Raw genomic sequence first — 12,063 nt, forward strand, 5'->3', positions numbered from 1 at the left:
GTAGGTCGGCGGTGAGCGCGCGCAGCGCCGAACCCCGACGCTCCGTAGTTCTACGGACCCCCAGGCGTAGCCGTACGAATGTTCGACCCGTGCCGCAATTCCTACAGTTCTCCCACCAACCACCAAGGAGAACCCATGCGCTTCATCGCTTCCGCCCTCGTCGCTTCCCTGGCCTTCGCCGCCCTCGGCGCCCAGGCCCAGGCCATCCGCAGCGAACGCAACATTTCGCTGGGCCTGGCCGGCCAAATCGCGACCGAGGCGGTGAACGCCTGCGCCGCCAACGGCTACGCCGTCGCCGCCACCGTGGTCGACCGCGCCGGCACCGTCCGCGCCGTGATGCGCGCCGACAATGCCGGCCCGCACACGCTCGCCGCCAGCCACGACAAGGCCTTCACCTCGGCCTCGGCCAAGAACGCCACCCAGGCCATGATGGAAGGCGCGCAGAAGAACGCCGCCGCGGCCAACCTGGTCCACATCCCCGGCTTCCTGCTGTTGGGCGGCGGCGTGCCGATCAAGGTGGGCAACGACACCATCGGCGCGGTCGGCGTCGGCGGCGCCCCCGGTGGCCACCTCGACGAGCAGTGCGCCAACGCCGCCATCGACAAGGTGAAGGCCCAGCTGCAATGAAGCCGCTGCGCGCCCTCGCCGCTTCGCTGTTCGTTGCCGCCGCGGCGCTGGCCGCGGTGCCCGCGCAGGCCCAGGTCGGCCCCTCGGCCGCCGAGGCCGCGCGCTACCAGGGCCTGCACGCGGCGGCCCAGGCGGGCGATGCGGCGCGCATCGCTTCGCTCGCCGCGGCGGGCGCCGACCTGAACGCCCGCGACGGCCACGGCCGCACGCCGCTGCACGCCGCCACTTTCGCGAAGCAGCGCGGCGCGATCCAGGCGCTGGCGAAAGCCGGCGCCAAGCTCGACCTGCTGGAGCACGACCGCTACGACGCCGTGACGATCGCCTCGGTCGCCAACGACGAGGAGACGCTGCGCCTGCTGCTGTCGCTGGGCGCCAGCGCGAAGCAGGTGACCAGCCGCTACGACGGCACGGCGCTGATCGCGGCGGCGCACCTGGGCCACGCGGGCGTGGTGAGCCAGCTGATCGCCGCCGGAGCGCCGCTGGACCACGTCAACAACCTGCACTGGACGGCCACGATCGAGTCCATCGTGCTGGGCGACGGCGGCCCGCGGCACCAGGCGACGCTGAAGGCGCTGGTCGATGCCAAGGCCAGCCTGCAACTGGCCGATCGCGAAGGCCGCACGCCGCTGCAACTGGCGAAGTCGCGCGGTTATGCGGAGATGGTGAAGCTGCTGGAGCAGGCCGGGGCGCGCTGAACGCAGCTCAGTGGGGCCGGCCCGGGAAGATCATCAGGGCCGGTTCGACCTGGGCCAGCGCGAAGAAGTCGCGATCGTTGTGGACGAGGAGCGCGCCATGCTCCAGCGCGAGGGCCGCGATCAGGCAGTCGTTCGGCTTGCGGATCGTGAACCCCTCGGCCCGCGCGCGGCGGTGCAATTGCGCGGCGACCTCGTACGTGGAGAGCTCGCGCGGATGCAGCAGCAGGGTCGACCAGAGGACCTCCCGCATGTATTCGTATTCGGACTCGGCCCGGATGCCCTGCAGCACTTCCTGGAAGATGACACCCGTGGTGGCGATTTCCTCGCTCTCTTCGCGCGTTTCCACATAGCGCGTCGCTGCCGTCGCCCGTGCGCGATGGATGTCGATCCAGACGCTGGAATCGAGCAGGAGCATCACTTCTTCTTCGGCGGCCTGGCGGCGGCCGTCGGCGCGACGCGGTAGCCGGCAACGCCTTGCTCGACGCGGTGGACTCCCGCCGGCTCGCCCGGCTGGGTCTTGGGGTCGTAGTCCGGCCAGTAGGTTTCTTCCGTGGCGCGTCCCCAGACGTCCCGCAGGCGCGGCCTCTTGGCGCGGGCCACGAGGTCCCGCAGCGCGCGATCGACCACCTCGCGCTTCGTGCGCGCACCGGAAACCTTCATCGCCTCGGCGACGAGGGATTCGTCGATGTCGATGTTGGTGATCATGGGCCGTATTGTACAAACGACCCACAATCGCGCCACACCGCTTATCCGATCGTCACCCGCGCGAACTTCCGCTTGCCCACCTGCACGACGTACGTCCCCGCGTCCAGCTTCAGCCCCTTGTCGCTGACCACGGACGAATCCACCCGCACGCCGCCGCCTTCGATCAGCCGGTTGGCTTCCGACGTGGACGGCGCCAGGTTCGCCTGCTTGAGCAGCTGCGCGATCCCCAGCGGCGCGCCCGCCAGGCTCACCTCGGGGATCTCGTCCGGCACGCCGCCCTTGCTGCGGTTCACGAAGTCCTGCTCGGCCCCTTCCGCGGCCGCGGGGTTGTGGAAGCGCGCGGTGATCTCCTTGGCCAGCATCACCTTGGCATCGCGCGGGTTGCGGCCGCCTTCGATCTCCGCCTTCAGCTTCGCGATCTCGTCGGCATGGCGGAAGGAGAGCAGCGTGAACCAGCGCCACATCAGCGTGTCGGAAATCGACATGACCTTGGCGAACATGGTGTTCGCCTCCTCGGTCACGCCGATGTAGTTGCCCTTGCTCTTGGACATCTTCTCGACCCCGTCCAGCCCCTCCAGCAGCGGCATGGTCAGGATGCATTGCGGGTCCTGGCCGTACTCGGCCTGCAGGTGGCGGCCCATGAGCAGGTTGAACTTCTGGTCGGTGCCGCCCAGCTCGAGGTCGCTCTTGAGGGCGACCGAGTCGTAGCCCTGCATCAGCGGGTACAGGAACTCGTGGATGCTGATCGGCGTGCCGGCCTTGAAGCGGTCGTGGAAGTCGTTGCGTTCCATCATCCGCGCCACGGTGTACTTCGCCGCCAGCTGGATCATCCCGCGCGCGCCCAGCGGATCGCTCCATTCGCTGTTGTAGCGAAGCTCGGTCTTCGCCGGATCCAGGATCTTGTCGGCCTGGGCGCGGTAGGTCTCGGCGTTCACCTTGATCTGTTCGGCCGTCAGCGGCGGCCGCGTCGTGTTGCGCCCCGAGGGGTCGCCGATCATGGAGGTGAAGTCGCCGATCAGGAAGATCACCTGGTGCCCCAGGTCCTGCAGCTGGCGCATCTTGTTCAGCACCACCGTGTGGCCGATGTGGATGTCCGGCGCGGTGGGGTCCAGGCCCAGCTTGATGCGCAACGGCACCCCGGTCGCCTCGGAACGCGCGAGCTTCTGCTGCCAGTCTTCCTTCGGGATCAGTTCCTCGGCCCCCCGCAGGGTCACCGCCAGCGCCTCCCGGACGCGGTCGGTCACGGGGAACGATTTTGTAACAAGCTCTTGATTCATAAGGGGTTTTACAGAAGACGCACCGGCTGGGCTGGCTATACTTCGGCTCGTTTTGCGCCTGTCGATTCTAAGAGGCGCCCGATTTCGCCAGAGGCGGCGACGCCGCCGCCTCGCAGGGACTCACCCGATCCGGCCGTAGGAAAGCTCCTGCAGACCGGCAGAAGGACAAGATTTGAAGAAAACTTGGTTGGCCGCCGGGGGGCGGCTCGTGCTTCGCGCGGCCCATGCGCTGGAGCACCACCCCCGGCAAGTCACGGCGCTGGTCGCCGCAATGCTGTTGACTGCCGGCGGCGGTGCCTTCGCCGTCGCTTCCCTCGGTCCGGACCCGGCCGCCCTGCCGGTGCGCCAGGTCCTCGAGAACGTGCAGCCGCTGCCGCTGGCGTCGCAAGTGGAGGCGCTGGACGCCTTCCGCTTCAGCCTCTACAGCGCCGAGGCCGTGCGTGCTTCGGACACCGCCGAATCGCTGCTCGCCCGCCTGGGCGTCAACGATGCGGCCGCCGCCGCCTTCCTGCGCCATGACGCGCTCGCCCGCACCCAGGTGCTCGGCGCGCCGGGCCGCACCGTGGGCGTGGAGACCACCGACGGCCGCAACCTGCTGCGCCTGAAGGTGCGCTGGGCGGTCGACAACACCTCCTTCCGCCGCCTCGTGATCGAGCGCCAGCCGGACGGCAGCTTCGCCACGAAGATGGAGACGGCGCCCCTGGTGGCTTCGCTGCGCGTGGGCAGCGGCACCATTCGCAGCTCCCTGTTCGAGGCCGTGGACGACGCCGGCATCCCCGACGCCGTCACCACGCAGCTGGTGGACATCTTCGCCGGCGACATCGATTTCCACCGCAACCTGCGCGGGGGCGACCGCTTTGCCGTGGTCTACGAAACGCTTGAAGCCGATGGCGAGGCGATGCGCACCGGCCGCGTGGTGTCCGCGCAGTTCGTCAACGCCGGCCGCACGCTGGAAGCCGTCTGGTTCCAGGAGCCCGGCCAGCGCGGCGGCTACTACGACTTCGCCGGCCAGAGCCTGGAGCGCGCCTACCTCGCCTCGCCGATGGAGGTGTCGCGCATCACGAGCGGCTTCGCGATGCGCATGCACCCGATCCACAACACCTGGCGCGCCCACAAGGGCGTCGACTACGGCGCGCCCACCGGCGCCCCGGTGCGCAGCATCGGCGACGGCCAGGTGGAATTCGCCGGCCGCCAGAACGGCTACGGCAACGTCATCGAGGTCGACCACGGCAAGGGCAACAGCACGCTGTATGCCCACCTGAGCCGCATCGACGTGCGCGTCGGCCAGCGCGTGCAGCGCGGCGACCGCATCGGCGCCGTCGGCTCCACCGGCTGGGCGACCGGGCCGCACCTGCACTTCGAATTCAAGGAAAACGGCACCCAGCGCGACCCGCTGGAGGTGGCACGCCGCCACGCGCCGGCCGGGGAGCTCACCGCCCAGGCCCGGGCGCAGTTCGGCGTCGTGGCCGGCGTGATGCGCACCCAGCTGGCGGCCGCCGCCTCGGCCAACCTGGTCGCGTCGGCACGGTAAGCGCGCCGGCGGGCGCTACGATGCGCCCATGCAGGATCTCTTCATCGGCCTGATGTCGGGCACCTCGATGGACGGGGTGGACGGCGTCGTCGCCGACTTCTCCGCCGGCGGCGTCCATGTGCTGCGCCATGCGAGCGCCCCTTTCGACGACGCGCTGCGCGCGGAACTGATGGCGCTCAACGCCTCCGGCCCCGACGAACTGCACCGCGGCTGGCTGGCGGGCAATGCCCTGATGCGGGTCTATGCGCGCGTCGTGCAGGACCTGCTGGCGCAGACCGGCCTGCAGCCCTCCGCGATCCAGGCGATCGGCGCCCACGGCCAGACGGTGCGGCACCGGCCGCAGCAGTTCGACGGCACCGGCTACACGATCCAGCTCGCGCAGCCGGCCTTGCTGGCGGAGCTCACGGGCATCCGCGTCGCCTCCGATTTCCGCAGCCGCGACGTGGCGGCCGGCGGCCAGGGCGCGCCATTGGCGCCATTCTTCCACCAGGCCGTGTTCGGCCGCGCCGGCGAGACCGTAGGCGTGCTGAACATCGGCGGGATCTCCAACCTGACGGTGCTGGGAGCCGACGGCTCCATCCTCGGCTTCGACTGCGGGCCGGGCAATGCGCTGATGGATGCCTGGACGCAGGAGCACACGGGCCGCGCGTACGACGACGACGGGCAGTGGGCATCGACCGGCCGGGTGTTGCCGGACCTGCTGGCGGCCATGCTGACCGAGCCCTTCTTCGCCCTGCCCCCGCCCAAGAGCACCGGCCGCGACCTGTTCAACCAGCCCTGGTTCCGGGCGCACCTGGCGCGCTTTGCCGGATCGGCGCCGGCGGACGTGCAGGCCACGCTGACGGAGCTGACCGCGCAGGCCTGCGCCCGCGATGCCGGGCGGCATGCCAGGGGCCTGGAGCGGCTGATCGTCTGTGGCGGCGGCGCACTCAATGGCCACCTGATGCGGCGCCTGCAGGCCTTGCTGCCGCAGGCCCAGGTGGTCTCCAGCGCCGATGCCGGCCTGCCGCCCCTGCAGGTGGAGGCCGCTGCCTTCGCCTGGCTGGCCCGCAAGTGCGTGCGGGGCGAAGCGCTGGCGCTCCAAAACGTCACGGGCGCCGGAGGCGCCCGTGTGCTGGGGGGAATCTATCCCTCGTGAACGGTGGGCAGTGGAGCTGCCCACCCTACGAGATCATTCGGCCCGCTGTAGGGTGGGCACCTCTGGTGCCCACCATCCGCGTCAGGTCGAGAAGCTCGACCCGCAACCGCAGGTGGTCGACGCGTTCGGGTTCTTGATCACGAACTGCGCGCCCTGCAGGTCTTCCTTGTAGTCGATCTCGGCGCCCACCAGGTACTGGTAGCTCATCGCGTCGATCAGCAGGGAGACGCCGTTCTTCGTCATCACGGTGTCGTCGTCGTTCGCGATCTCGTCGAACGTGAAGCCGTACTGGAAGCCGGAGCAGCCGCCGCCCTGGACGAAGACGCGCAGCTTCAGATCCGGATTGCCTTCCTCCGCGATCAGATCGGCGACCTTGGCCGCGGCGCTGTCGGTGAAGACCAGCGGGGCGGGCATTTCGGTGGAAACGTTCTCGGCAACTGCGCTCATGGGCATTCCTTCCTCAGGGACTCTGCACGGGATGATAAGGCCGGCCGGGGGGCCGGAACCGCTCAGGCGGTCTTTGTCGCCAACTTCAGTAAGGGCTTTTCCTCGCCCTCGGCGCCCGCCATCATCGGGCGCAGCTGACCGGAGATGGTGGCGCCCTGGTGCATTTCCAGCGCGACGTACGACACGTCGCCTTCGATCTTCGCCTTGGGCTGCAGCTCCAGCAGCTCGCGGGCCTGGACCGGGCCGCGCACCGTGCCGTTGATGATCACGTGGTCGGCGGTCACGCCGCCCTGCACCACGGCGGCCTCGGAGATCACGAGCAGGCTGCCGGCTTCCTCGGCCGAGGACTGGATGTCCCCGAAGACTTCGCCGTCGACCCGCAGGCCTTCGTTGAACTTCATGTTGCCCTCGATGCGCGTGCCTTGCGCGATGAGGCTCTTGATGGGGGGCTGTGCTTTCTTACCGAACATGGCGGCTCCTCAACGAATGATCTATCGACTTACAGGGAAACATTCTGGACGGCACGGCTCACCGAGCCCTCGACCACCCGTGCCGAAACGTTCTTGACCACGGCCTGGGCCGGCAGGTCGACCATGCCTTCCACGCGGCGGTACTGGCGGAACTGCAGGCTCTGCGGCCCGCCGGGCAAGGGCATCATCCAGGGCTTGCCGTCGAGCGTGCCCGACAGGCTGAGCTCCAGCTTGCCGCGGAATTCGGGTGCGTTCTTGCCCGGCTGGATCACCAGCACCTGCCACTTGAGCTGGGTGCCGGACAGCACTTCGGCCTGCAGCCCGCGGATCGCCACGCTCTCGGCGCCGCTGGCGGGCATGAGCTTCTCGAAAAAGCCGAGGTCCTCGCGCAGCGACCGGTTCTCGGTTTCGAGCAGGCGGACGCGCGAGGCCATCTTTTCCTGGGCGGCGCGTTCGACCGTGATGGCGCTGCCGGAGGTGTTGAGGATGGACTGGATGCGGTCGCGCTCCTGACGCAGATTCACCACATCTTCGCGCAGCCGGACCAGTTCTTCCCGGGAGCCATGGTCGACGCCGGCGAGCTGCTTGCCCAGTTCGAAGGCCCACAGGCTGATCGCGGCGCAGAAGCCGAGGACGATCGCGGCGGCCGCCCACTGCAGCGGCCAGGGCATGGCGCTGCGCACCTTCATCCGCGGGGCGGTGATCGTCAACCTTCTACGAAGCAGCTTCCAACGCATATGGATGAGGATGCTGCCCAAAGAACAGGAGCGCAGCAAGTCCTCAGATGTGCAGCTTTGTGTCGGATAAGACGCCCGCGGGGGTCGTCGTCCGTCCCACGTCAGGCAACAAAAAGCCCGGCAGGGCCGGGCTTCTCGAGGTTCGGAAGGATTCCGATCAGCGCTTGGAGAACTGCTTGCGGCGGCGCGCGGAGTGCAGGCCGACCTTCTTGCGTTCCACTTCACGGGCGTCGCGGGTCACGAAGCCGGCTGCGGACAGCTGGGGCTTCAGGGCCGCGTCGTAGTCGATCAGGGCGCGCGTGATGCCGTGGCGGACCGCGCCGGCCTGGCCGGATTCGCCGCCGCCGTGCACGTTGCACTGGATGTCGAACGCTTCAGCGTTGCTGGTCAGCACCAGCGGCTGCTTGGCGATCATGATCGAGGTCTGGCGGCCGAAGAACTCGGCGATGTCCTTGCCGTTGACCGTGATCTTGCCGGAGCTCTTCTTCAGGAACACGCGGGCGACGCTCGACTTGCGACGGCCGGTGCCGTTATTCCATTCACCGATCATGCTCGGATCTCCAGGGGCTTCGGTTGCTGCGCGGTATGCGGGTGCTCGGCGCCACCGTAGACCTTCAGCTTCTTGATCATGGCGTAGCCCAGCGGGCCCTTGGGCAGCATGCCCTTCACGGCCTTCTCCAGGGCGCGGCCGGGGTGCTTGGCCTGCATTTCCTTGAAGGTCTGCTGGCGGATGCCGCCGGGGTAGCCGGTGTGGCGGTAGTAGACCTTGTCGGTCTCCTTGGCGCCGGTCACGCGGAGCTTGGATGCGTTGATGACGACGATGAAGTCGCCGGTGTCGACGTGAGGCGTGTAAATGGCCTTGTGCTTGCCGCGCAGTCGGAGGGCAGCTTCGCTGGCTACCCGGCCGAGCACCTTGTCGGTGGCGTCAATCACAAACCACTCGTGCTTCACGTCAGCGGGCTTGGCGCTGACAGTGGTGGTCATAAAGACTCTCGAGTACGGTTTGGCGGATCCTTTTCCTCGGTCGGTGTCCCTCTGGCGGGGACCTCTTAGGAGGCCGTTCAAGGCACGAAGCTCGGGGCGGAGCGCCGTTCCCATCTTTTCCGTCGCGGGATCCAGGAGGCGCTACGGAACCCGGCATTATAGGACAGTCGCCACCTCCTCGCAGGCGGGACCCCCAGGGCGTTCCAAACAACGGGAAAATGCCCTGGATCCCCGCCCTGCGCGGGGATGACGTCGTCCCAGCTACCATCCCGCCCCTATGTTCAGCTACCGCCACGGCTTCCACGCCGGCAACCACGCCGACGTCCTCAAACACATGGTGCTGATCGCGGTGCTGAAGCACCTCACGGCCAAGCCCACCGCCGTCACCATCGTCGACACCCACGCCGGCGCCGGCCTCTACCGCCTCGACAGCGACTTCGCCGGCACTTCCGGCGAGGCGCAGGACGGCATCGTCAAGCTGCTGGCGAGCCCCCTCGCCGCGGAGCCGCCGCCGCTGCTGGCCGACTACCTGGAACTCCTCGCCGGCTTCAATCCCTCCGGCAGGACGAAGATCTACCCCGGCTCGCCCTTCGTCACCCACGCGCTGATGCGGCAGGAGGCGCGCGACAGGCTGTGGCTGTTCGAGCTGCACCCCACGGACAGCAAGGCGCTGGCGGGCCACGTCGACCAGCTGGAACGCAAGCGCCAGGTCTCGATCCGCCGCGAGGACGGCTTCGAGGGGCTGCGCGCCCTGCTGCCGCCGCCTTCGCGCCGCGGGCTGGTGCTGATCGATCCCAGCTACGAGATCAAGAGCGACTACGCCAAGGTGGCGCACTGCATCCAGGAGTCGCTCAAGAAATTCGCCACCGGCACCTACATGGTCTGGTATCCGGTGATCCCGCGGCCGGAGGCGCACGAGCTGCCCCGCCGGCTGAAGACCCTGGCCAACCAGGCCGGCAAGCCGTGGCTGCATGCGACGCTGAACATCGGCCAGGCGCCGCACGAGCCGGGCGAAGCAGCCGGCCGGCCGGGCCTCACCGCCAGCGGCGTGTTCCTCGTGAATCCGCCGCACACGCTCAAGGCGGCACTGCAGGCGGCCTTGCCGCCGATCGCGGAAGTGCTCGGTCGCGGGCGTGGCCAGGGACAGGCCGTCGAAGCGGGCGGCTAGCTCACCGCTTGCCCAGCACCATCGTCCAGTACGTCCCCCACTGGCTGCGCGGATTGGCCACGCAGGCCACGGCGACGTCGACGAACCTGGGATTCATCATGTTCTCGCAGTGGGACGGGCTGTCGATCCAGCCCTGGACTGCGCTCCCCACGTTGCGGTCGCCCCCGGCGAGGTTCTCGCCGACCCACTTCCACGTGTAGTGGCGCGCCCGCACCCGCTCGCTGACGGTCCGCCCTTCGGGGCTGCGGTGGTCGAAGTAGTTGCGCCGCGCCATGTCCTGCGAGTGGCCGGCGGCCGCGGCCTGCAGGTTGCCATCCCAGCGCAGGGGCGGCGCCGGCGCCATCCGTCGCCAGCCGCAAGTCTGGCCCGCGGCCCGCGCCGCGTTGACGCGCCGCAGCGCCTCCGCCACGTTCACGCTGCAGGACGTGGGTTGGCCCGCCAGCGCGGCCTCGGAAACGAAGACGAAGAACAGGGCCGCCAGCACGGCGGGACGAAGGAAAGGGACAGCCATGGCTCAGCTTGCCACGGCCGAGCTGCGGTCCTGTTTCCGTTCGCAACGGCGTCAGCGCCGCGCCGCGCATGCCCCACTGGCGCCAGGGGGATCGCGGCGACCGCGCGCTGTCACAAAGCTGCCTCGGCGATACATCTGATGCCCCCAGCGACGAGCCACACCCGGAGAATCGCCGCCATGGAAACCATCGAGAAGCAGCCCGAGCTCTCCGCCGTCCTCGGCGAACGCTGGGACCTGCGTTCCCTGGGCGCCAGCACCTGCTGCGACACGTGGCAGGCACGCCGCGGCGGCCAGAAGCTGTTCGTCAAGAGCAGCGGCCGCGGCGCCGCCGCGCTACTGCGCGCCGAGGCCGACGGCCTGCGCGCGCTCGCCGCCACCCGCACGATCCGCGTGCCCCAGGTCGATTCCCTCACCGAGCTGCCCGGTGGCGGCATGGTGCTCGCGCTCGAATGGCTGGACTTCGCGCGGCCCGATGCCGGCTTCGGCGTGCGCTTCGGCCGTGCGCTCGCGGAACTGCATGCACATCCCTGCCCGCTGGATCCGCCTTCCTTCGGCTGGCGCGGCGACAACTACATCGGCGCCACGCCCCAGCGCAACACGCCGCTGCAGCCGCCCACGCACGCGGGCTGGATGGCGTTCTTCGCCAAGTCGCGGCTTTGCTGCATGAAGGACAGGCTCTCGCCCTCGGCCACCGAACTGCGTTCCACCGTCGATGCCGTGATCGAGAAGCTGCCCGACCTGCCGTCCGACGGCCACGTGCCGAAACCGTCGCTGATCCACGGGGACCTCTGGCAGGGCAACTGGGACATGCTGGAAGACGGCACGCCGGTGATCTTCGATCCGGCCGTCTCCTGCTCGGATGCCGGCGCGGAACTCGCGATGATGGAGCTGTTCGGGAGTCCGCCGGCGGACTTCCGCGCGGGCTACGAGGAAGCGGGCGGCACCTGGCCTTCGCCGCAGCGCATGCAGCTGTACCAGCTGTACCACCTCCTCAACCACGTCATCCTGTTCGGCGGCGGCGGCTATGCGCAGCAGGCGCTGCGCGCCGCGCACGCGCTGCTCTGAGCCGCCCGCCGCCGGCCCGCGCGGTTTCGGGCATGATCCCCGCATGCAAGGAGTCAGCATGGAGCATCCCGATCCCGAAACGCCGGCCGCAACGGCCGAACCCCGCAACGCCTTCCTGGAAGAGAAGGCCTTCAAGTCGCGCACCGTGCTGCTGTTCGGCGCCATCACCGACCAGTCCGCGAGCGACATCGCCCGCCGCCTGATCGCGCTGGACGCCGACGCCGCCACGCCGATCGACATGCTGGTGAGCTCGCCCGGCGGCCACCTCGAGTCCGGCGACGCGATCCACGACATCGTGCGCTTCATCACCGCGCCGGTGAACATGATCGGCACCGGCTGGGTGGGCAGCGCGGCGACGCACCTCTACCTGTCGGTCCCGAAGGAGCGCCGCTTTTGCACGCCCAACACCCGCTTCCTGATCCACCAGCCCTCGGGTGGCGCGGGCGGCCCGGCGAGCGACATCGCGATCCACGCGCAGGAAATCATCAAGGCCCGCGAACGCGTGGCCCGCACGATCTCGCGCGAGACCGGCCGGCCGCTGGACGGCGTGCTGGAGGACATCGAGCGCGACCGCTGGCTGTCGGCGGAAGAGGCGATCGAGTACGGGCTGGTCGGCCGGATCATCACGAACAAGGCCGATATCAAGAAGTGAGCCGTGGTGCTGGGGTTGCACCCCAGCCTACGGGGTGCAACGGTGCTCGTGTCTTC

At 69.1% G+C, this 12,063-nt stretch carries 16 protein-coding genes; 7 read left to right on the forward strand and 9 right to left on the reverse strand.

Features of this window, described 5'->3' with window-relative positions; all coding sequences use genetic code 11:
- Positions 1-135 precede the first annotated feature (135 nt).
- Positions 136-627, forward strand: a complete 492-nt coding sequence (locus VF522_RS21290; protein WP_330910323.1) for a heme-binding protein — start codon at positions 136-138, stop codon at positions 625-627.
- The gene (locus VF522_RS21295) at positions 624-1,322 is read left to right on the forward strand and encodes an ankyrin repeat domain-containing protein (protein WP_330910324.1); all 699 of its coding nucleotides are present in this window, start codon (positions 624-626) and stop codon (positions 1,320-1,322) included. Before VF522_RS21290 ends, VF522_RS21295 begins: the two co-directional genes overlap by 4 nt.
- Before the next feature lie 7 nt (positions 1,323-1,329).
- Here the strand turns inward: VF522_RS21295 and vapC are convergent, their stop codons facing one another.
- The 3 genes from vapC to tyrS are packed head-to-tail and all read right to left on the reverse strand — an operon-like array spanning position 1,330 to position 3,304.
- Positions 1,330-1,737: a type II toxin-antitoxin system VapC family toxin gene (gene vapC, locus VF522_RS21300; RefSeq protein WP_330910325.1), complete on the reverse strand. Its 408-nt coding sequence runs from the start codon at positions 1,735-1,737 to the stop codon at positions 1,330-1,332.
- Positions 1,737-2,027: a type II toxin-antitoxin system VapB family antitoxin gene (locus tag VF522_RS21305; RefSeq protein ID WP_330910326.1), complete on the reverse strand. Its 291-nt coding sequence runs from the start codon at positions 2,025-2,027 to the stop codon at positions 1,737-1,739. Before VF522_RS21305 ends, vapC begins: the two co-directional genes overlap by 1 nt.
- Positions 2,028-2,068: 41 nt before the next feature.
- Positions 2,069-3,304, reverse strand: a complete 1,236-nt coding sequence (gene tyrS, locus VF522_RS21310) for a tyrosine--tRNA ligase (RefSeq protein WP_330910327.1) — start codon at positions 3,302-3,304, stop codon at positions 2,069-2,071.
- A 271-nt stretch (positions 3,305-3,575) separates the two neighbouring features.
- On the opposite strand from tyrS, the gene VF522_RS21315 reads away from it, so the two are divergent.
- Entirely contained in the window at positions 3,576-4,835 is a 1,260-nt protein-coding gene (locus VF522_RS21315; RefSeq protein WP_330910328.1) for a M23 family metallopeptidase, read from the forward strand.
- A 28-nt stretch (positions 4,836-4,863) separates the two neighbouring features.
- Complete coding sequence (locus VF522_RS21320; protein WP_330910329.1) at positions 4,864-5,973, forward strand: anhydro-N-acetylmuramic acid kinase; 1,110 nt, start codon at positions 4,864-4,866, stop codon at positions 5,971-5,973.
- 81 nt (positions 5,974-6,054) lie between these two features.
- On the opposite strand, the gene erpA is transcribed toward VF522_RS21320, so the two are convergent.
- From erpA to rplM, 5 genes are all read right to left on the reverse strand, one after another.
- The gene (gene erpA / locus VF522_RS21325; RefSeq protein ID WP_330910330.1) at positions 6,055-6,420 is read right to left on the reverse strand and encodes an iron-sulfur cluster insertion protein ErpA; all 366 of its coding nucleotides are present in this window, start codon (positions 6,418-6,420) and stop codon (positions 6,055-6,057) included.
- Between the two features lie 62 nt (positions 6,421-6,482).
- Positions 6,483-6,890: a polymer-forming cytoskeletal protein gene (locus tag VF522_RS21330; RefSeq protein ID WP_330910331.1), complete on the reverse strand. Its 408-nt coding sequence runs from the start codon at positions 6,888-6,890 to the stop codon at positions 6,483-6,485.
- A 29-nt stretch (positions 6,891-6,919) separates the two neighbouring features.
- On the reverse strand, positions 6,920-7,627 hold the full coding sequence (locus tag VF522_RS21335) for a DUF6776 family protein (protein ID WP_330910332.1): 708 nt from the start codon (positions 7,625-7,627) through the stop codon (positions 6,920-6,922).
- A gap of 157 nt (positions 7,628-7,784) precedes the next feature.
- The gene (gene rpsI / locus VF522_RS21340) at positions 7,785-8,177 is read right to left on the reverse strand and encodes a 30S ribosomal protein S9 (RefSeq protein ID WP_330910333.1); all 393 of its coding nucleotides are present in this window, start codon (positions 8,175-8,177) and stop codon (positions 7,785-7,787) included.
- Positions 8,174-8,611 (reverse strand): 50S ribosomal protein L13, encoded by a 438-nt coding sequence (gene rplM / locus VF522_RS21345; protein WP_330910334.1) that lies wholly within the window; start codon positions 8,609-8,611, stop codon positions 8,174-8,176. The genes rpsI and rplM overlap by 4 nt, the downstream gene beginning before the upstream one ends.
- A 277-nt stretch (positions 8,612-8,888) precedes the next feature.
- Between rplM and VF522_RS21350 the strand changes: the two genes are divergently transcribed.
- Positions 8,889-9,779: a 23S rRNA (adenine(2030)-N(6))-methyltransferase RlmJ gene (locus VF522_RS21350; protein ID WP_330910335.1), complete on the forward strand. Its 891-nt coding sequence runs from the start codon at positions 8,889-8,891 to the stop codon at positions 9,777-9,779.
- Between the two features lies 1 nt (position 9,780).
- On the opposite strand, the gene VF522_RS21355 is transcribed toward VF522_RS21350, so the two are convergent.
- Entirely contained in the window at positions 9,781-10,290 is a 510-nt protein-coding gene (locus VF522_RS21355; protein WP_330910336.1) for a CAP domain-containing protein, read from the reverse strand.
- A 177-nt stretch (positions 10,291-10,467) separates the two neighbouring features.
- Here VF522_RS21355 and VF522_RS21360 point away from each other — a divergent pair, with 177 nt between their 5' ends.
- Together VF522_RS21360 and VF522_RS21365 are read left to right on the forward strand one after the other, a co-directional pair.
- A complete protein-coding gene (locus VF522_RS21360) occupies positions 10,468-11,355 on the forward strand; it encodes a fructosamine kinase family protein (protein WP_330910337.1) in 888 nt (295 codons plus the stop codon).
- 58 nt (positions 11,356-11,413) lie between these two features.
- Positions 11,414-12,007: an ATP-dependent Clp protease proteolytic subunit gene (locus VF522_RS21365; protein WP_330910338.1), complete on the forward strand. Its 594-nt coding sequence runs from the start codon at positions 11,414-11,416 to the stop codon at positions 12,005-12,007.
- Positions 12,008-12,063 lie beyond the last annotated feature (56 nt).

Origin of the sequence: Ramlibacter sp. (genome assembly GCF_036383835.1) — a bacterium.
Classification (GTDB): domain Bacteria; phylum Pseudomonadota; class Gammaproteobacteria; order Burkholderiales; family Burkholderiaceae_C; genus Ramlibacter.

Bases quoted from the DNA above. Each gene is read 5' to 3' on its own strand.
- rpsI (WP_330910333.1), bottom strand. From the start codon at position 8,177: ATGATCGGTGAATGGAATAACGGCACCGGCCGTCGCAAGTCGAGCGTC.
- VF522_RS21330 (WP_330910331.1), bottom strand. From the start codon at position 6,890: ATGTTCGGTAAGAAAGCACAGCCCCCCATCAAGAGCCTCATCGCGCAA.
- VF522_RS21290 (WP_330910323.1), top strand. From the start codon at position 136: ATGCGCTTCATCGCTTCCGCCCTCGTCGCTTCCCTGGCCTTCGCCGCC.
- VF522_RS21295 (WP_330910324.1), top strand. From the start codon at position 624: ATGAAGCCGCTGCGCGCCCTCGCCGCTTCGCTGTTCGTTGCCGCCGCG.
- VF522_RS21355 (WP_330910336.1), bottom strand. From the start codon at position 10,290: ATGGCTGTCCCTTTCCTTCGTCCCGCCGTGCTGGCGGCCCTGTTCTTC.
- VF522_RS21320 (WP_330910329.1), top strand. From the start codon at position 4,864: ATGCAGGATCTCTTCATCGGCCTGATGTCGGGCACCTCGATGGACGGG.
- VF522_RS21360 (WP_330910337.1), top strand. From the start codon at position 10,468: ATGGAAACCATCGAGAAGCAGCCCGAGCTCTCCGCCGTCCTCGGCGAA.
- VF522_RS21315 (WP_330910328.1), top strand. From the start codon at position 3,576: ATGCTGTTGACTGCCGGCGGCGGTGCCTTCGCCGTCGCTTCCCTCGGT.
- rplM (WP_330910334.1), bottom strand. From the start codon at position 8,611: ATGACCACCACTGTCAGCGCCAAGCCCGCTGACGTGAAGCACGAGTGG.
- VF522_RS21365 (WP_330910338.1), top strand. From the start codon at position 11,414: ATGGAGCATCCCGATCCCGAAACGCCGGCCGCAACGGCCGAACCCCGC.
- vapC (WP_330910325.1), bottom strand. From the start codon at position 1,737: ATGCTCCTGCTCGATTCCAGCGTCTGGATCGACATCCATCGCGCACGG.
- VF522_RS21350 (WP_330910335.1), top strand. From the start codon at position 8,889: ATGTTCAGCTACCGCCACGGCTTCCACGCCGGCAACCACGCCGACGTC.
- VF522_RS21305 (WP_330910326.1), bottom strand. From the start codon at position 2,027: ATGATCACCAACATCGACATCGACGAATCCCTCGTCGCCGAGGCGATG.
- tyrS (WP_330910327.1), bottom strand. From the start codon at position 3,304: ATGAATCAAGAGCTTGTTACAAAATCGTTCCCCGTGACCGACCGCGTC.
- erpA (WP_330910330.1), bottom strand. From the start codon at position 6,420: ATGAGCGCAGTTGCCGAGAACGTTTCCACCGAAATGCCCGCCCCGCTG.
- VF522_RS21335 (WP_330910332.1), bottom strand. From the start codon at position 7,627: ATGCGTTGGAAGCTGCTTCGTAGAAGGTTGACGATCACCGCCCCGCGG.